14 protein-coding genes and 1 pseudogene are annotated in these 17,209 nt (G+C 71.1%); 2 read left to right on the forward strand and 13 right to left on the reverse strand.

The annotated features are described in order from the left end of the window. Positions 1-18 precede the first annotated feature (18 nt). The 9 genes and pseudogenes from BLU27_RS23930 to BLU27_RS23970 all read right to left on the reverse strand — a co-directional run bounded on the left by BLU27_RS23930 (position 19) and on the right by BLU27_RS23970 (position 10,620). Entirely contained in the window at positions 19-831 is an 813-nt protein-coding gene (locus BLU27_RS23930; RefSeq protein WP_092655885.1) for an ATP-binding cassette domain-containing protein, read from the reverse strand. After that, on the reverse strand, positions 828-1,901 hold the full coding sequence (locus tag BLU27_RS23935; protein ID WP_092655886.1) for an ABC transporter permease: 1,074 nt from the start codon (positions 1,899-1,901) through the stop codon (positions 828-830). The genes BLU27_RS23930 and BLU27_RS23935 overlap by 4 nt, the downstream gene beginning before the upstream one ends. 4 nt (positions 1,902-1,905) lie before the next feature. Further along, on the reverse strand, positions 1,906-2,946 hold the full coding sequence (locus BLU27_RS23940) for a sugar ABC transporter substrate-binding protein (RefSeq protein ID WP_092655887.1): 1,041 nt from the start codon (positions 2,944-2,946) through the stop codon (positions 1,906-1,908). 193 nt (positions 2,947-3,139) lie between these two features. After that, positions 3,140-4,705, reverse strand: coding sequence for a CoA-acylating methylmalonate-semialdehyde dehydrogenase (locus BLU27_RS23945; protein WP_092655888.1), 1,566 nt, complete (start codon positions 4,703-4,705; stop codon positions 3,140-3,142). Between the two features lie 106 nt (positions 4,706-4,811). After that, complete coding sequence (gene iolD / locus BLU27_RS23950) at positions 4,812-6,701, reverse strand: 3D-(3,5/4)-trihydroxycyclohexane-1,2-dione acylhydrolase (decyclizing) (protein WP_092655889.1); 1,890 nt, start codon at positions 6,699-6,701, stop codon at positions 4,812-4,814. Positions 6,702-6,768: 67 nt separating this feature from the next. After that, positions 6,769-7,635, reverse strand: a complete 867-nt coding sequence (gene iolB, locus BLU27_RS23955; protein WP_092655890.1) for a 5-deoxy-glucuronate isomerase — start codon at positions 7,633-7,635, stop codon at positions 6,769-6,771. Positions 7,636-7,742: 107 nt separating this feature from the next. Then, a pseudogene (locus BLU27_RS23960) lies at positions 7,743-8,681 on the reverse strand (Cgl0159 family (beta/alpha)8-fold protein); the annotation flags it as partial. Beyond that, positions 8,678-9,622: a 5-dehydro-2-deoxygluconokinase gene (gene iolC / locus BLU27_RS23965; RefSeq protein ID WP_277869254.1), complete on the reverse strand. Its 945-nt coding sequence runs from the start codon at positions 9,620-9,622 to the stop codon at positions 8,678-8,680. The gene iolC and the pseudogene BLU27_RS23960, both read right to left, overlap by 4 nt. Then, a complete protein-coding gene (locus BLU27_RS23970) occupies positions 9,619-10,620 on the reverse strand; it encodes a Gfo/Idh/MocA family protein (RefSeq protein ID WP_092655891.1) in 1,002 nt (333 codons plus the stop codon). Before BLU27_RS23970 ends, iolC begins: the two co-directional genes overlap by 4 nt. Positions 10,621-10,842: 222 nt before the next feature. Here BLU27_RS23970 and BLU27_RS23975 point away from each other — a divergent pair, with 222 nt between their 5' ends. After that, positions 10,843-11,580, forward strand: a complete 738-nt coding sequence (locus tag BLU27_RS23975) for a GntR family transcriptional regulator (protein WP_241827611.1) — start codon at positions 10,843-10,845, stop codon at positions 11,578-11,580. Positions 11,581-12,021: 441 nt separating this feature from the next. On the opposite strand, the gene BLU27_RS23980 is transcribed toward BLU27_RS23975, so the two are convergent. From BLU27_RS23980 to BLU27_RS23995, 4 genes are all read right to left on the reverse strand, one after another. Then, entirely contained in the window at positions 12,022-13,062 is a 1,041-nt protein-coding gene (locus BLU27_RS23980; RefSeq protein ID WP_092655893.1) for an ROK family glucokinase, read from the reverse strand. Beyond that, positions 13,062-14,099 carry an ROK family glucokinase gene (locus tag BLU27_RS23985; RefSeq protein ID WP_422386064.1) on the reverse strand — a complete coding sequence of 346 codons (1,038 nt, stop codon included), beginning with the start codon at positions 14,097-14,099 and terminating at the stop codon, positions 13,062-13,064. Before BLU27_RS23985 ends, BLU27_RS23980 begins: the two co-directional genes overlap by 1 nt. A 202-nt stretch (positions 14,100-14,301) precedes the next feature. Beyond that, a complete protein-coding gene (locus BLU27_RS23990; RefSeq protein WP_092655894.1) occupies positions 14,302-14,742 on the reverse strand; it encodes an SRPBCC family protein in 441 nt (146 codons plus the stop codon). A 212-nt stretch (positions 14,743-14,954) separates the two neighbouring features. Further along, on the reverse strand, positions 14,955-15,941 hold the full coding sequence (locus BLU27_RS23995; RefSeq protein ID WP_092655895.1) for a DUF3500 domain-containing protein: 987 nt from the start codon (positions 15,939-15,941) through the stop codon (positions 14,955-14,957). A gap of 167 nt (positions 15,942-16,108) precedes the next feature. On the opposite strand from BLU27_RS23995, the gene BLU27_RS24000 reads away from it, so the two are divergent. Beyond that, a complete protein-coding gene (locus BLU27_RS24000; protein ID WP_092655896.1) occupies positions 16,109-16,795 on the forward strand; it encodes a UdgX family uracil-DNA binding protein in 687 nt (228 codons plus the stop codon). The last annotated feature ends 414 nt before the right edge of the window (positions 16,796-17,209 follow it).

Raw genomic sequence — 17,209 nt, forward strand, 5'->3', positions numbered from 1 at the left:
GATTCTTGGCGTTGCTCGTTACTTCTCGCTGAGCTCGTGGCTCAGCGCCTCCAGCTCCGCACCGCCGGCCATCTCCCGCGTGAGGTCGGCGACGCCGATGTCCGCCCGTACGTGACTCCCGGCCATCCTGCCTCGCTTCAACAGCACAAAGCGGTCACCCACGAGGTAGGCATGGTGCGGATTGTGCGTGATGAACACCACGCCGAGCCCCTCCTCCCGGGCGGCGGCGACGTACTTCAGTACGACACCCGACTGTTTCACCCCGAGGGCGGCGGTGGGTTCGTCCAGGATCAGGACCCTCGCACCGAAATACACCGCACGGGCGATCGCCACGGACTGTCGCTCGCCGCCGGACAGCGTGCCGATCGGCTGGTCGACGTCGCGCAGGTGGATCCCCATCCGGGCCAGTTCCTCCCGGGTGGTGGACCGCATCCGCCCGACGTCCAGCCGCCGCAACGGCCCCTTGCCCCTGGTGAGTTCCGAACCGAGGAAGAAGTTCCGCCACACCGGCATCAGCGGCACGACCGCGAGGTCCTGGTACACCGTGGCGATCCCGGCGTCCAGCGCCTGCCGCGGGCTCGCGAAGGTCGTGGGTGTGCCGTCCACCCGCAACTCCCCCGAGGTGTGCGCGTGCGCGCCGGACAGGATCTTGATCAGCGTGGACTTGCCCGCTCCGTTGTCGCCGAGCACACAGATGACCTCCGCGGCCCGCACGGTGACGCTCACCTCGTGCAGGGCGACGACACTGCCGTACGACTTGCCGATCCGGTCCGCCTCCACCAGCGGTGTGCCCACGACGGCCGGGGTGGCGCGCTCTTCCGTGGTGCTCACCGGCTCACCTCCGCCCGCCTGCGCACGTAGGTGTTGACGAGCACGGCCGCCAGCAGCATCACGCCGAGGAACGTCTTCAGCCAGTTGTTGTCCCACTGGGCGAAGACGATGCCCTGGTAGGTCATGCCGTAGATGAGAGCGCCGAGCGCCGCGCCGATGGCCGAGCCGTACCCGCCGGTCAGCAGGCAGCCGCCCACCACGGCACAGATGATGTAGATGAACTCCTGGCCGACCCCGGTGGACGCCTGCACGGTGGACGTACGGAACAACTGCAGCATGCCGGCCAGCCAGCCCGCCGCGGCGGTCGTCATGAACAGTCCGACCTTGGTGGTCAGCACGGGTACGCCGACCTGGCGGGCACTGGTCTGTGCCCCGCCGACGGCGAAGATCCAGTTGCCGGCACGCGTCCTCAGCAGTATCCACGTGGCGACCGCGGCCAGCCCGATCCACCAGGCGATGGAGACCTGGAACACCGTTCCGAACGCCACGACCGTCGAACCGAAGATCCACTTCACGTCGTAGAAACCGGGTACCCGGTCCAGTCCCTGCACCGCCACCTGTCCGATGAGCGCCTTGGTGACCGCGAGGTTGAGCCCCTGCAGAACGAAGAACGTGCCCAGCGTGACGATGAAGCTCGGCAGGCCGGTGCGCATCACCAGCAGGCCGTTGCCCGCCCCCACCAGCAGGGCGAACGCCAGCGCCAGCACCACCGCCAACCACACGTTGACACCGGAGTGCGTGGTGAGGATGCCGACGATCAGGCCGGTGGAGCCGACCATCGTGCCGGCCGACAGATCGAACTCGCCGCCGATCATCAGCAGCGCCACCGCGATCGCCATGATCCCGAACAGCGCCGCGGAGTCCAGCCAGGTGGCGACGCCACCCGGGGTGAGGAACGTGCGGGTCATCGCGGCGAAGAACGCGAACACCGCCACCGCCGCGACGGCCGCGCCGACCTCGGGCCGGCGGAGCACCCGCGTGAGCGTGCTCACCGCGCCCGGTGGCTCCTCGGTGTGCTCGGAGGGCTCGGCACTTCGCGCGCCCCGCGTGCGCACGGGTTCGGAGGCCATGGCGTCACCGTGTCCCGCGGTCGGCGAACCTGCCGACCTGCTCGGCGTTCTCCTTGGTGACGAAGCCCGGCCCGGAGTAGACCGGCTGCCCACCGCCGACGTCGTTGCCGTTGCGGACCTTCAGCGCCACGAACACCACCGGCAGATAGCCCTGCAGGTAGGGCTGCTGGTCGACCGCGAACAGCATATCGCCCCGCGCGATCGCCGCGCAGATGTCGGCGGACACGTCGAACGTCGCCAGCTTCGCCTTGCTCCCGGCCTCCTGCCGGGCCGATACGGCGGCCTTGGCGATCACCGGGTTGAGGGTGAGCACACCGTCGACGCTCTTGTCGGCGAGCAGCTGGGCCTTGATGGTGTTCTGTGCGTCGGCGACGTTGGACACGTCCACCTGAAGGTTGCGGACCGTGCCGCCGAGGGTCTTGCGTACGCCGTTGCAGCGGGCCTCCAGGCCGACGTTGCCGGCCTCGTGCACCACGCACAGCACCTTCTTCACCCCTGCTTCGGCGAGCTTGCGGCCGGCCGCCTCGCCGGCCAGTTCCTCGCTCTGCCCGACGTGGGTGATCGCGCCGAACTCCTTGTACTTCTCCAGGCCGGAGTTCATCGTGACGACAGGGATGCCTGCCTTGACCGCCCGGTGGACGCTCTCCCGCACGCCGTCCGGGTTGGCCATCGACACGACCAGTCCGTCCACGTGCGAAGCGACGGCGTTGTCGATCAGCTGGCTCTGCCGGGCCGGGTCGCCGTCACCGTTGTAGGTGACCTTGACGTGCTCGTCCTTGCCTGCCTGGTCCGCCCCGGACTTCACGATGTCCCAGAACGAGTCACCGGCCTGGCCGTGGGTGACCACCGCGACGGTGAGGTCGGACTTCGCCGCACCGCCCTTGTCGCCACCGGCCTTGTCCCCACCACCTCCGGCGGCGGCACCTCCACCACCACCGGCGCCGCCCGCGTCGGTGCCCGACTGCTGCGGCGCGGAGTTGGAACAGCCGGCAAGGGTGAGCATCGCCGCCACGGCGAACACACCGAGCCCACGGACGAATCTCATCGGTCCTCCCCTTCGAAAGGTCGGCATACGACCGGGCCATCGCTTCGGAACCTGCGTAGCTGCCTTGCTGCGTTGCGGTGTCGCCGTACTGTGTCGCTACGTCACTACGTCGCTGCGTTGCTGCACTGCTGCACTTGCGGGTCACGCCGAGGTCGGTCGTACCGGCCTGCCGGGTGGGGATCTCCGCTCTTCGTCAGCCCGACGTCGGGAAGTGGAACGCCGCGTCGGAGACGTGGTCCACGTGCGGCCACCGGGAGGTGACCGCCTTGCCCCGGGTGTAGAAGCCGACACCCTCCGGGCCGTGGACGTGCCGGTCGCCGAACAAGGAGTCCTTCCAGCCACCGAAGCTGTAGAACGCCATCGGGACCGGGATCGGCACGTTGACGCCGATCATTCCCACGGTGACCCGACGCTGGAACGTCCGCGCCGTCTCTCCGCTGTCGGTGAAGATCGCGGTGCCGTTGCCGTAGAGGTTCGCGTTCACCAGTGCGATCGCCTCGGCCAGGGTCTCCGCCCGCAGCACCACCAGGACCGGGCCGAAGATCTCCTCCTGGTAGACGCTCATCGCCGGCGTCACCTGGTCGAGCAGGTTCGGGCCTACGAAGAACCCGTCCTCGTACCCGCCGACACGGAGGCCGCGGCCGTCCACGACCAGCGTCGCGCCCTCTTCCGTCCCCCGCTGGACGGCCGCGACCACGCGGTCACGGGCCTGCGGGGTGACGACCGGACCCATCTCGGCGGTGTCGTCCACACCCGGGCCGACCTTCACCGTGGCGGCGCGCTCGCGCAGCTTCTCCACCAGGGCGTCGCCCGCGGCACCGACCGCCACCACGGCCGAGATCGCCATGCAGCGCTGACCGGCCGAGCCGTACGCGGCCGCGGTGATGTGGTCGGCGGCGAAGTCCAGGTCGGCGTCGGGCATCACCACCGCGTGGTTCTTCGCACCACCGAGCGCCTGCACCCGCTTGCCGGCCTTCGCGGCGTTCTGATGGACGTACTTCGCGATCGGGGTCGACCCGACGAACGACACGGCGGCCACGTCGGGGTGCTCGAGCAACGCGTCGACCGCCTCCTTGTCCCCGTGCACGACGTTGAACACACCGTCGGGCAGGCCCGCCTGCTGCCACAGCTCGGCGATCAGCCTGGACGCCGACGGGTCACGCTCGGAGGGCTTGAGCACGAACGTGTTGCCGCAGGCGATCGCGATCGGGAACATCCACATCGGCACCATGACGGGGAAGTTGAACGGCGTGATGCCGGCCACCACTCCCAGCGGCTGCCGGAACGAGTACGCGTCCACCCCGGAGGAGACCTGCTCGGAGAACTCGCCCTTCAGCAGTTGGGGAATCCCGCAGGCGAACTCCACGACCTCCAGCCCGCGCAGCACCTCTCCGCGCGCGTCGGAGAGCACCTTGCCGTGCTCGGCGGTGACGATCCGGGCCAGGTCGTCGACGTGCCGGTTGACCAGCTCACGGAACGAGAAGAGGATCTTCGCCCGCTTGCTGACCGACACGTCCTGCCAGCCGGCGAACGCCTTCGCCGCGGTCTGCACGGCGAGGTCGACGTCCGTCGGCGTACCCAGCACCACCTCCGCCTGGCGGGCGCCGGTCGCGGGGTTCCACACCGGACCGCGACGGGTCGAGGTGCCGGGCGTCGGGACACCGCCGATCCAGTGTTCGACGATGCTCGGGCGGCCCTCCCCGGACGTGGCCGGGCCGCGCGTGGTGCTGCCGCTGCTGGTGGAGTCGCTGGTGGACATGACCGAAACCTTCTTCTTGGTAGTGCCGCGTGTGGTGCCTGGTGGTGGCGCCCGGTTGGTGCCGGCGGTGGTCCCCGGCGGACGCCGTCGTCCTACAGCTGCCGACCTACAGGTAGTGCCGCTGGCTGGGTTTGTTCTTGTCGTACTCCGCCCGCGCCCGTTGCGTCGCCTCCAGCGTCGAGACCTCGGCGACCGGGACGTCCCACCACGCCTGCGAGTCGGGAGCACCGGTGAGCGGATCGGTCTCCACGTGCACAAGGGTGGTCCGGGTGGCCTCACGAGCCTTCGCCAGCGCGGAGCGCAACTCCTCCAGGCTGCCGGCGCGGATGACGTCGGCGCCCAGGCTGGCGGCGTTTGCGGCGAGGTCCACCGGGAGCACGTCGCCGTCCAGCGCACCGGTCTTCGGGTTGCGGTAGCGGTAGCTGGTGGCGAAGCGCTCGGAGCCGACCGACTCCGACAGCGAGCCGATCGAGGCGTAGCCGTGGTTCTGCACCAGGACGATGGTGAGCTTGACGTTCTCCTGCACCGCGGTGACGATCTCCTGCGCCAGCATGAGGTAGGAGCCGTCGCCGACCAGGACGATCACCTCCCGGTCCGGCGCCGCCATCCGCACGCCGAGTCCGGCGGCGATCTCGTAGCCCATGCAGGAGTAGCCGTACTCCACGTGGTACTGCTTCGGGTCCCTGGCGCGGAACAGCTTGTGCAGCTCACCCGGCATGCTGCCGGCGGCGTTGATCACCACGCCGCGTTCGCCGGCCGCCTCGTTGACCGCATCGAGCACGGCGGTCTGGGCGAGGTTGGTGGGCGCGGTCGCGGCGTACGCACCGTCGACGACCCGCTGCCAGTTGCCGGCCAGTTCGGCCGTACGGCCGCGGTAGTCGGTGTCGACCTGCCAGCCGGACAGGCGTTCGCCCAGCGCTGTCAACGCTGCCTTGGCATCGGCGACCACCGCCAGCCCGGCGTGCTTGGCCGCATCGAAGGACGCCACGTTGACGTTGACGAACCGCACGTCCGGGTTGGCGAACACGCTCCTGGACGCGGTGGTGAAGTCGCTGTAGCGGGTGCCGACACCGATCACCACGTCGGCCTGCGCGGCCAGCTCGTTGGCGGCGGTGGTGCCGGTCGCGCCGATCGCACCGACGGCGGCCGGATGGTCCCACGTCAAGGAGCCCTTGCCCGCCTGGGTCTCCGCGACCGGAACGCCCGTCGCCGCGGCGAAGTCGGCCAGTGACTGCGTCGCGCCGGAGTAGATCACCCCGCCACCCGCGACCAGCAGCGGCCGCCGGGCGGAGCGGATCAGTTCCACGGCGCGGTCCAGCACCGCCGGCTCCGGCACCGGGCGGGCGACGTGCCAGACCCTGCGGGCGAAGAACTCCACCGGCCAGTCGTGGCTCTCGGCCTGGACGTCCTGGGGCAGTGCGAGTGTCACCGCACCGGTCTCCGCCGGGTCGGTGAGCACCCGCATCGCCGCCAACGCGGCCGGGACCAGCTGTTCCGGGCGGTTGATCCGGTCCCAGTACCTCGACACCGGACGCAAGGTGTCGTTGACGGAGACGTCGTACGAACGTGGGTCCTCCAGCTCCTGCAGCACCGGGTTGGCGACCCGGGTGGCGAAGATGTCGCCGGGCAGCAACAGGACGGGGATCCGGTTGATCGTGGCCAGGGCGGCGCCGGTCACCAGGTTGGTGGCGCCGGGGCCGATGGACGTCGTACACGCGAAGGTCTGCAGCCGGTCACGCATCCGGGCGAAGCCGACCGCCGCGTGCACCATCGCCTGCTCGTTGCGTGACTGGTAGTACGGCAGCTCGTCGGGGTCGGCGTGGGCGGCCTGTGCCAGCGCCTGCCCCACACCCGCGACGTTGCCGTGCCCGAAGATGCCGAAGCAACCGGCGAAGAACCGCTGCTCCACACCGTCGCGCTCCGACCACTGCGCGGCCAGGAACCTGACGAGGGCCTGCCCCACCGTCAGCCGGACCGTGGATGCGCCGTCGCTCATCGCTGCCCTCCGTTGTTCGTCGTCAGGTTCGTCGTCAGGGTCGTCAACAGGGTCGTCAACAGGCTCGTCATCGGTTCGTCATCGGCAGTCGGGGATCGACGGGTTGGTCGGTCCAGGTGTCGCGGATCCAGCCGTGGGCCGGGTCGTCGCAGATCAGCCAGGCCCGGTCGGGCGAGGGTCCGGCCATCACGTTCAGGTAGTACAGGTCGTAGCCGGGCACTGCCATCGACGGACCGTGCCAGCCGTGTGGGATCGTCACCACGTCGCCGGTGCGGACCTCCGCCAGCACGTCGATCGGGCGCTCCGGAGTGCCGTAGACGCGCTGGTAGGCGACGCCGGGACCGGTGGGGCCGTCGGCGACCTCGAAGTAGTAGATCTCCTCCAGCGGGCACTCCTGCCCGGGCCGGTCCTCGTCGTGCTTGTGCGGCGGGTACGACGACCAGTTGCCGCCGGGAGTGAGCACCTCCACCGCGATCAGCTTGTCCGCCTCGAAGACGCCCGCGGCGGCGAAGTTGTGTACCTCACGGCTGCACTGCCCGGCGCCGCGCAACTCCACCGGTACCTGGTCGGCCGGGCCGTACCGCACCGGCAACCGGCGTTCGCAGCGCGCGGACGGCAGCGCCACCCTTGCGCCGGTACGCGAGGAGACGGTGACCTCGGCGCCCCGCGGCACGTACACGAAGTCGCTCACGCCTGAGAACACGTCCGCCCGGCCGGCCAGGTCGTACGCCGTGCCCTCGCACTCCACGCGTACGTCCTGCCCGGACAGCGGCAGCACCACCAGCTCGTCCTCGCCGGTGGAGAAGGCGTGCGAGGCGCCGGCGGCGAGGTCGAGCGTGGAGAGGCCACTGTAGGTCCAGCCGGCCTGTTTGGGCGTGAGCCGCAGGCTCCAGCCGTCCTCCGCCAGCGACCCGGCGGGTAGGTGGTGGTTCACGATGCCTCCAGATCCGTCGGGGTCGTCGCGGGCGCGGTGTCCGTTTCGGTCGTTGCAGCCGTCGGGAGTGCGCTGTCCGTCTGAGCCGCGCCGTCAGTCGACGGCGCGGCGGCCGTCGGGAGCAGGCTCACGGCGGTGTCGACCGCGGCGGCGACGTCGTCGTCGGGCGGATAGAGCAGGGAGCGCCCCACGACCAGCCCGCGCACCGTGGGCAGGGCGAGCGCCTTAGCCCACCGCGCGTACGCCGCGTCCGGGTCGGCCGCGACCTCACCGCCGAGCAGCATCACCGGCAGGGTGGTCGCCGCGGCCACGCGTTCCATCTCGTCGGCGTCGGCGACCACGGGCAGCTTCAGCCAGGTGTAGGCGCTGGTCGTGCCGAGCCCGGCCGCGATCACCGCCGACCGCAGTACCCCCTCACCACCCAGGTCGTTGGTCAGCCGCCCGTCGAGCCGGCGGGACAGGAACGGCTCGACCAGCGCGATCCGGCCGTGCTCGGCCAGCGCACTCACCGCACGTGCACAACTTTCCAGGGTGGTGGCGGTGTCCGGGTCGGCCAGGTCGACGCGCAACAGCATCTTGCCCGCGTCCAGCCCGTGCCGGGCGATGCTCGCCGGGTCGTACGCGGTGAACCGGTCGTCCACCTCGAACGCCGCGCCCGGCAGGCCGCCGCGGTTCATCGAGCCGATGACGACCTTGTCCTCCAGCGCACCGAGCAGCAGGAGGTCCTCGATCACGTCCGGCGCGGCGAGCACGCCGTCCACGCCCGGCCGGTCGAGCGCGACCAGCAACCGGCCGAGCAACTCGGCCCGGTCGGCCATCGCCAGGCCTCGCCTGCCCGCGCCCAGGGCTCCGCGCGCGGGGTGGTCGGCCGCCACGATCATCAGCCGGCCGCTCGGCCCGACCAGCGGTCGGCGGCGACGACTCGCGTAGGCCCGGGCGATCGCCCCGGGATCGGTGAACCGCCTTGTGGCCAACGCCTCCACGTCGACCGTCGCGGCCGTACGCGTGGCGGCCACCGTCTGGGCGTTCCCCACCGGACCGGTCATGGGGCGACCTTCGCCAGCAGAGCGTCGACCTCGGCCTCGTCGGGCATCGCGTCCGCGCACGCGAGCTGCCCCGCGACGTACGCCCCGGCGGCGTTGGCGAACCGCATCACCCGCGTCAGGTCCCAACCGGACAGAAGTCCGTGGCACAAAGCACCACCGAAGGCATCGCCGGCACCGAGCCCGTTCACCACGTCCACCGGAACCGGCGGTACGACGGTCTCCTCGGTACGCGTGCGCGCCAGCACACCACGCGGTCCCTGCTTCACCACGGCGAGTTCCACGCCTCTGTCAAGCAGCGCTTGCGCGGCCTTGTCCGGGTCGCGGGTGCCCACGGCGACCTCGCACTCGTCCAGGTTGCCGACCGCGACCGTGGCGTGCTCGACGGCGGTGCCGATCACCGAGCGCGCCGTCTCCACGTCGTTCCAGAACATCGGCCGGTAGTCGAGGTCGAGCACGGTGTGCGAACGATGCTCACGGGTCCGCAGCCCGGCCAGGGTCGTGGCCCGGCTGGGCTCCTCGGACAGGCCGGTGCCGGTCACCCAGAAGATCCTGGCGGCGCGGATGGCGTCGAGGTCCAGTTCCGACTCGTACAACTCCAGGTCGGGCGCCTTGGGATAGCGGTAGAAGTACAGCGGAAAGTCGTCCGGCGGAAAGATCTCGCAGAACACCACCGGCGTGGGCAGGTGCGGCACCGGCGTGACGAACCGGTCGTCCACGCCGAAGCCTCGCAGCGCCTGGTGGATGTAGTCGCCGAAGGGATCCGCGCCGGTACGCGTGATCACCGCCGACCGCCGGCCGTGCCGGGCGGCGGCCACCGCGACGTTCGTGGCGCTGCCGCCGAGGAACTTCGCGAACGACGTCACCTCCGGCAGGCGTACACCCACGTCGTTGGGATACAGGTCGACACTGACCCGGCCCATGGTGATCAGGTCATAGCTCACCGGCGTACCTCCTCGATCCGCACGGGACGGTTTTCCCGACGGGACAGTTCACAGGCGTCCGCGACGTAGAACGCCTCCAGCGCGTCCTCACCGCCGCACGGCGACGGGATCCGGCCGGCCGCCACGTCGGCGAACGCCGCGAGTTCGGCGACGTAGGCGGCGGCGAAACGTTCGGCGAAGTTGGCGTACGGCCGGGACTTCGTCCCCTGCGCCCTGGGTTCGGTGGACGTCAGCGGAGCGCGGTCGTCGAGCCCGGCGACCGCGGTGCCCAGTGATCCGTGCAACTCCAGCCGTACGTCGTAACCGGCGCCGTTGTAGCGCGACACCGCGACCGACACCAGCGTCCCGTCGTCCATAGTCAGCAGAGCGTGCCCGGTGTCCACGTCGCCGGCCGCGGCGAAGAAGTCCGCTCCCCGGTTGGCGCCGGTGGCGTGCACCTCGACGACCTCCGCACCGGTCGCCCAGCGCACCGCGTCGAAGTCGTGTACTCCGCAGTCACGGAAGATTCCGCCCGATGTGGGCAGGTACTCGGCGGGAGGCGGCGCGGGGTCGAGGGTGCAGGCCCATACCGAGTGCAGCCGGCCGAGTTCGCCGGACCGCAGCCGCTGCCTCGCCGCCTGGTAGCCGGGGTCGAAGCGGCGCTGGAAGCCGACCTGCAACGGGACCCCTGTGGCCTCGACCTCCGCGAGCACCGCGCGAGTGCCGGCAGCGTCGGGCGCGAGGGGTTTCTCACAGAAGACCGCCACGCCGGTACGGGCGGCCCGGCCCACGAGGTCGGCGTGTGCGGCGGTGGGTGCGGCGATCACCACTCCGTCGGGCCGGGCGGCGAACAGGTCGTCGACGCTTCCTACGGGGGTGAGCCCGAAGCGGTCCGCGCAGACCTTCGCCCGGCCGGGATCGGCGTCGGCGACGAGAACGGTGTCGACACCCGGCAGATCACGCAGGGTGCCGGCGTGGAGTGCCCCGATCCGTCCGACGCCGACCAGTCCGACCTTCATGCCCGCCCTCTCGTCCGGGGAGTACTCGGGAGAGTGTTCTCTCCTGTTACGACCGTGTCAATAGTTTGTCAGGACATTATGACGTTAGGCTGTCGGGGTGGCCGTACGGCACACTGGACGCCGACGGCGACCCAGCTGCTACCCCGTACAAGCGACCTGGACCGACCTACTTCTCCCTGCCAGAGACCTTCCGACCTCAGTGATCCCAGCCTAGGAGCGAGCGTGACACCACTCGCGGTGACGGTGGACCGGCGTAGCCCGGTGCCGCTCTACTTCCAGGTGGCCGAGCAGATCGAACGCGAGATCGTCGCCGGCCGGCTCGCACCGGGCGCCAAGCTGCCGAACGAGATCGTCCTGGCCGACCAGTTGTCCCTGTCCCGGCCGACCATGCGCCAGGCCATCCAGTACCTCGTGGACAAGGGGCTGCTGGTCCGCAAGCGCGGGGTGGGCACCCAGGTCGTCCAGTCGCAGGTACGCCGGTCGATCGAACTCTCCAGCCTGTACGACGACCTGGTCCGCGCCGGTCAGCACCCGACGACGGTGGTGCGCGACCTGCGGCTGTGCCCGGCACCGGAAGAGGCGGCGGCCGCGCTCGGCCTGCCCGCCGAGGCGGAGGTGCTGCGGATCCGCCGGCTGCGGTACGCCCAGGACGAGCCACTGGCTCTGATGACCAACTACCTCCCACCCGGGCTGGTCGACGTGACCGCCGAGCAGCTGCAGGCGAACGGCCTGTACGCCGTACTCCGAGGCGCGGGAATCCAGCTCCGCGTCGCCCGGCAGACGATCGGGGCGTGCGCCGCCTCGGCCGCGCAGGCGAAGGACCTGCACGAGAGCAAGGGCGCCGCGCTGCTCACCATGACCCGGACCGCGTACGACGACGTGGGCCGGGCGGTGGAGTACGGCTCACACGTCTACCGGGCCGCGAGGTACGCGTTCGAGCTCACCCTGATCGAGCGCTGACCTGACGCCGACCGGGCACCGACCATCCTCGGCCCGGAGTGACAACCCCTTGTGAGCAACGGGTTGAGGAGAAACGAGGTCCACCCGGCACCGGCGCGTCCGCGGACGGCGTACTGCTCTGCCGCTACCACCGCACCGCCGTCCACCACAAGGGCTGGCAAGTCCGCATGAGCACCCACGGCCACCCCGAATACGTACCGCCCGAGGGGTCCGGCCCACGGTCCGAGCCGCAGCGAAGAGTGCTCCGCCCCCGAGGGCGGGGCTACGGCGTAAGACCCACAGGTTTCGGGTTGTGACCCGATCCAACGCCGACACCCGGTCCGGCACCGCTCGTGGGCCGAACGCTCCTCTGGCGTGTCACGAAACTTCGAGATTTCCCTGTGTATACAGGGAAATCCGGCCCCGGCCGAGAGGGAGTCCCGGGGGGGCCGCGCACCTCCCCTAGATGTCGGCCAGCCGGTCGACGCGCTCGCGCAGTCGCTCGCTCGCCGGACGGCGGCGACGACGGCGTCGGCGAAACAGCCGGATGTTCTCCCGGGCCAGGTCGGCGGCCCCGACCAGGCCGGCCTCGTTGCCCAACGCCGCGCGCTGGATCTGAGCCTCGGGGCGGAAGCCCCGTCCGGTCAGCGACCGCTTGAAAGTGTCCCGCGCCGGTGCCAGGAAGAGGTCCCCTGCCTCGGACACTCCGCCGCCGACCACGAAGGTACCCGGGTCGAACGCCGCGGCGAGATTGGCCAGTCCCACACCGAGCCAGCGGCCGACCTCCTCCAGCAGTTCGACCGCAACCGGGTCGCCGTCCTTGGCCGCCTCCGTCACCGAAGGCCCGGTGATCCGCAGCGGGTCGCCGCCCACCCGGTCGAGGAGGTTCTGCGCCACCGGCGAGCCGGACGCCGCGAGCTCACGGGCCTCGCGGACCAGGGAGTTGCCGCTGGCGTACTGCTCCCAGCAGCCGCGGTTGCCGCATTCGCATCGGTGCCCGCCGGGAACGATCGTCATGTGGCCGAACTCCCCTGCCACGCCGTACTTCCCGCGCAGCATCACGCCGTCGGTCACCACCGCGCCGCCGATGCCGGTGCCGAGCGTCACGCAGACCAGGTGGCTCTCCCCCTGGCCGGCACCGAACCGCCACTCCGCCCAGGCGGCCGCGTTCGCGTCGTTCTCGATGATCACCGGCAGCCGGACCCGGCGGCGCACGGCGTCCCGCAAGGGTTCGTGCCGCCAGGCCAGGTGTGGCGAGAAGAGCACCGAGGCACCGGTCACGTCGATCCAACCGGCGGCACCGATACCGACTGCGGTCACCTCGTACCGGCTGCGCAACTCCGCCACCACGTCGGCGATGGTGTCCTCCGTGGCCTGCGGGCTGGTCGAGGGCGTGTCCCGCCGGAGACGTTCGAGGATGTTGCCCTCCGGGTCGACCACCCCGGCGGCGACCTTCGTCCCGCCGATGTCGACCCCGACGGTCAGTGCCTGGATGAACGCCATCATCGCCGCCGAGCGAGGTCGGCCGCCCCGATGATGCCGGCCTCGTTGCCGAGCACCGCGGGGCGGATCTCCAGGGTCGGCCGGTGGCCGCGCGCGGTGAGCTGCCGCCAGAAGGCGTTCCGGGCCGGCTCCAGCAGCAGGTCGGCCGCCTCGGAGACGCCCCCGCCGATGACCACGACGGCGGGGTCGAGTACGGCCGCCAGGGTGGCGATGCCCTCACCGAGCCAGCGGCCGAGGTCCTGGACGAGTTCGGTCGCCGCGGTGTCACCGGCCGCCGCGGCCTTGGTCACCATCGGTCCTTCGATGCGGTCGGCCTTGCCGCCGGCGAGTTCGAGCAGCGCGTCGGCCTGCGACGGGCTGGACCGGGCGAAGTCGCGGGCCTCCCGCACGAGCGCGCGACCACTGGCGTACTGTTCCCAGCAGCCACGGTTGCCACAGCCGCACAGGTGGCCGTTGGGAACGACCCGGAAGTGGCCGACCTCGCCGCCGACACCGAACGCGCCACGATAGAGCTCGCCGTTGAGGACCAGGCCGCCCCCGAGCCCGGTACCGATGGTGAGCAGGATCATGTCGTCGACGTCGTGTCCACCGCCGAACTGGAACTCCGCCCAGGCGGCGGCGTTCGCGTCGTTCTCCACCACGGTGGGCAGGGAGGTGCGGGCCTGCACGGCCTCCTTCAACGGCTCCTTGCGCCACGCGAGGTTGGGCGCGAACAGCACCTCGGAGCGGCTGGCGTCGACGAAGCCGGCAGCGCCGACCCCGATCGCCTCGACCTCGCGGCCCTCCGCGCGGCTTCGGAGCTCCTTCACGACCTCGACGATCGCGGCGACGATCTCGGGTGGGCTGGTGGCGGGGGTCTCCCGGCGGCCTTCGGCGACGATCTTTCCGTTGTTGTCGACCAGCCCGGCGGCGATCTTGGTGCCGCCGACGTCCACGCCGATGGTCAGCCCGGACGAGCCTTCGACGCCGGCAGCGGCCTTCGCAGCCGTCGGCGTACTCACCGGACTCTCCTGACCGGCCTCGCGCACGTCACTCACGCCAGTGTGCCCCTCTCACCGTCTGTTGCAGATGCCGAAGCAATGCTCCCGGGCAGGTCCGTCGGGTGGCCGGGGCACCAGGAGCGGACCCGAGCTTCCGGCAGAGGTTATCGGGTAACGCATGCGCCGAAACCGTCGCTGTCACCCGTCGGCCGCGCGAGCCGAGCCACCGGACGCCCCCAGGGCGTACTCGGAGGGAGTCCTAGCTCTGCTCGACCTTCTTCTTCAGCTCTTTCAGCGCGGTGTCGATGATGACCTTCTCCGCCTTGCGCTTGATCAGACCGATCATCGGGAACGTGACGTCCACGGCCAGCCGATAGGTGACCTCGGTGTTGCCGCGGCCCTTGTCGCGCAGGGTGTACGCGCCGTCCATCGCCTTGACGACCTTGCCCTCCACCAGGGTCCAGCGCACCTCGCGGTCGGCGTCCCAGGTGTAGCCGAGGGTGTACTCGTCCTTGATCGCACCGGCGTTCAGGACGAAGCGAACCCGCTCCGGCCGGCCAGTCCGGTCGTCGACGGAGAGCACCTCCGCCTCCTTCACCGCTGCCGCCCAGCTCGGATAGGACTCGAAGTCGGCGATGACGGACATGATCTGCGCCGGCTCCGCCGCGATGGTGACGCTCGAGCTCGTCTGCTCTGCCACTGTGTCCTGCCCTCCGCCTGAACGCTACGTGTCCCCGCCTTGGCAGGTTACCGAAAAGGAGGTGCCGGGTCCTGGCACCCGCCCCGGCTGGGCTCAACCGGCCACGCGGGCCGTGCGTTCGGTCGGTGCTCGCGGAACGGCCCGGGCACCTCGCTGACCAGCGTCGAAACCCGGGAGTCCCGGCCGGGCTGGTGGTCGGGCGGCGCGTCGAGTCAGCGGTGTTGCTGGGCGTAGTGCGCAGCCAGCAGGTCCTCACCCCAGTCGTTGCGCAGGTCGCGCCACACCGTGTGGATGTGGTTGGCGTCGTTCTGGGTGTTGTCGTACTCCAGCACGAACGTCGGGCCGGCCACGGCGTAGTAGTGCCGCTCGCCTACGCCCGGGCGCAGCGAACCCGCCCAGCTGAAGGTGACCCTCTCCAGACCCGCCTTCTCCACGTCGTGCCAGGATGCCTCGGCCACCTCCGGGGTCGACCGGCCGAGATAGTGCCGGACCAACGTCTCGAGATGCCCGCGCTGGCGGTCGGTCATGTCGGCGTACGCCAGCCCACGGGGAAGCCGACCCGCGTCGGCCACCGGGTCACGGCGGGTGAGGATGTCGTCGGGCGCCTCCGCGTCGACCACGGCCTGCGCCTGGCGCTCGGGATCGAGCGAGGTCAGCAGCGTGCGGGCAAGGTCCTCGGACTCGGGAAGGGTGCGAAGACCGGTGTGTGGTCCGGACAGCACGGTGGCCGGGTTGGCGCCGAAGAACTGCGGAGTCGCCGCCACCTGGTCACCGACCACGGCGAAGTGGACCGCCAGGTGGTGCCCGTTGACCCGCCACGCCCAGGGGCGGGATCCGGCGGGGTCGCCGAGAACGCGGACCCAGAAGAAGTTGGGGTCGCGCTGCCTCCACATGTCCGAACCGGCCTCGCGTTCGATGTCGCGCAGGATGCCGTCCAGCGTCATGATCGCCTGCGCCCGGCCGTTGCCATCGTCGCTCAGGCCGGTCGCCAGCAGTGCGGCCGCGAGGCCTCGCTGGTCCTCGGACATGTCGGCCAGGGAGAGCCCGGGCCGCGGACCGGGCAGATAGGTCCAGCTCCGGTGGTCGTCGGTGTCGAACGGAGCGGTGGCCGCCCTCCGCTGGTCCGGTGTGAGCGCGGACAGGAACGTGGTCGCCGCCGCGACCATCCGAGCGGTCGTACCTGCCTGGGATGCGGTCATCTGTCCTCCACGTTCGCCGGCCAGCAACCCGAGTCAGGCTAGCCGTGCCCACCGACAGACACCCAGGTCCGCTCGGGCACGCTGTCCCGCATCGGCCGGGCGGGGCTGGGTTCGGGTCGCGACAGATCGGCACGCTTGACCGGCGCCGGGACGGGTAGTCCACCCGGATGGCTCGCCGCACAGTCCGCACCGCCGCCGACCACGTACCCGACTCCACCGACGTGGCCGAGCTGCGCGCCGCCGCGAAGACCTGCCAGGGCTGCGACCTCTATCGCGACGCCACCCAGACCGTGTTCGGCGCCGGCGACCCGCACGCCAGGGTGATGCTGGTCGGCGAGCAGCCAGGTGACGTCGAGGACCGGCGGGGTGAGCCGTTCGTCGGCCCCGCGGGTGGCGTGCTCGAACGCGCGCTCGCCGACGCCGACATCGACCGGCGGCACACGTACGTCACGAACGCGGTGAAGCACTTCAAGTTCACCCCCGCCGAGCGGGGCAAGCGGAGGTTGCACAAGACTCCCGGGCAAACCGAGATCGTCGCCTGCCGGCCATGGCTGGTCGCCGAACTCGCTGCCGTACGCCCGCTGGTGCTGGTCTGCCTCGGCGCGACGGCCGCGAAGGCGGTGCTGGGGCCGGAGTTCAGAGTGAGCAGGCAACGTGGCCAGGTGCTGCCGGCGCCTGGGGCCCTGGCGGAGGCCGAAGACCGCGAGCGCTCCGCGGCCGGTTCCTCAGCGGGCGCCGGGCCCGCCGTCGTCGCGACCATCCACCCGTCGGCGGTCCTGCGCGCCCGCGACCGTGACGACATGTACGCCGGGCTGGTCGACGACCTTCGGGTCGTCGCCCGCGAGCTCGCCTGACGGCACCTTCTCGACCGGAGGCTGGGGGTCGCCCGCCGGCACGGGGTCGCCGACCGGAGGCTGGGGGTCGCCCGCCGGCACGGGGTCGCCCGCCGGCTCGAGGTCGCCCGCCGGCACGGAGCAGGTCGGGGGCTCGGCCGGCCCCAGAAGCGGTCGCGGCCCGACCCCCACCGTCCGCCCCGCCTCGATCTCGTCCTTGAGCGCGAACATCGCCGACTTCACCGCAACGGCGAACTCCCGCCGCACCCGCGCCAGCCGCCGCCCGGGCAACTGCCCGCGTGCCGGATCGACCCGCAGGAACACGTGCACGACGGTGCCGTCCCGACAGGGCTCCAGCCACAGTTCGGCGGTGCCGGTGAACTCGCCCCGGACGTACCACCGCATCCCCTCAGCGCCCCGGTCGTGGTACGGGTC

Source organism: Actinopolymorpha singaporensis, assembly GCF_900104745.1.
In the GTDB taxonomy this organism is placed as follows: Bacteria; Actinomycetota; Actinomycetes; order Propionibacteriales; family Actinopolymorphaceae; genus Actinopolymorpha; species Actinopolymorpha singaporensis.

Bases quoted from the DNA above. Each gene is read 5' to 3' on its own strand.
- BLU27_RS23940 (WP_092655887.1), bottom strand. From the start codon at position 2,946: ATGAGATTCGTCCGTGGGCTCGGTGTGTTCGCCGTGGCGGCGATGCTC.
- BLU27_RS23995 (WP_092655895.1), bottom strand. From the start codon at position 15,941: ATGACCGCATCCCAGGCAGGTACGACCGCTCGGATGGTCGCGGCGGCG.
- BLU27_RS23945 (WP_092655888.1), bottom strand. From the start codon at position 4,705: ATGTCCACCAGCGACTCCACCAGCAGCGGCAGCACCACGCGCGGCCCG.
- iolD (WP_092655889.1), bottom strand. From the start codon at position 6,701: ATGAGCGACGGCGCATCCACGGTCCGGCTGACGGTGGGGCAGGCCCTC.
- BLU27_RS23970 (WP_092655891.1), bottom strand. From the start codon at position 10,620: ATGAAGGTCGGACTGGTCGGCGTCGGACGGATCGGGGCACTCCACGCC.
- BLU27_RS23980 (WP_092655893.1), bottom strand. From the start codon at position 13,062: ATGGCGTTCATCCAGGCACTGACCGTCGGGGTCGACATCGGCGGGACG.
- BLU27_RS23935 (WP_092655886.1), bottom strand. From the start codon at position 1,901: ATGGCCTCCGAACCCGTGCGCACGCGGGGCGCGCGAAGTGCCGAGCCC.
- BLU27_RS24000 (WP_092655896.1), top strand. From the start codon at position 16,109: ATGGCTCGCCGCACAGTCCGCACCGCCGCCGACCACGTACCCGACTCC.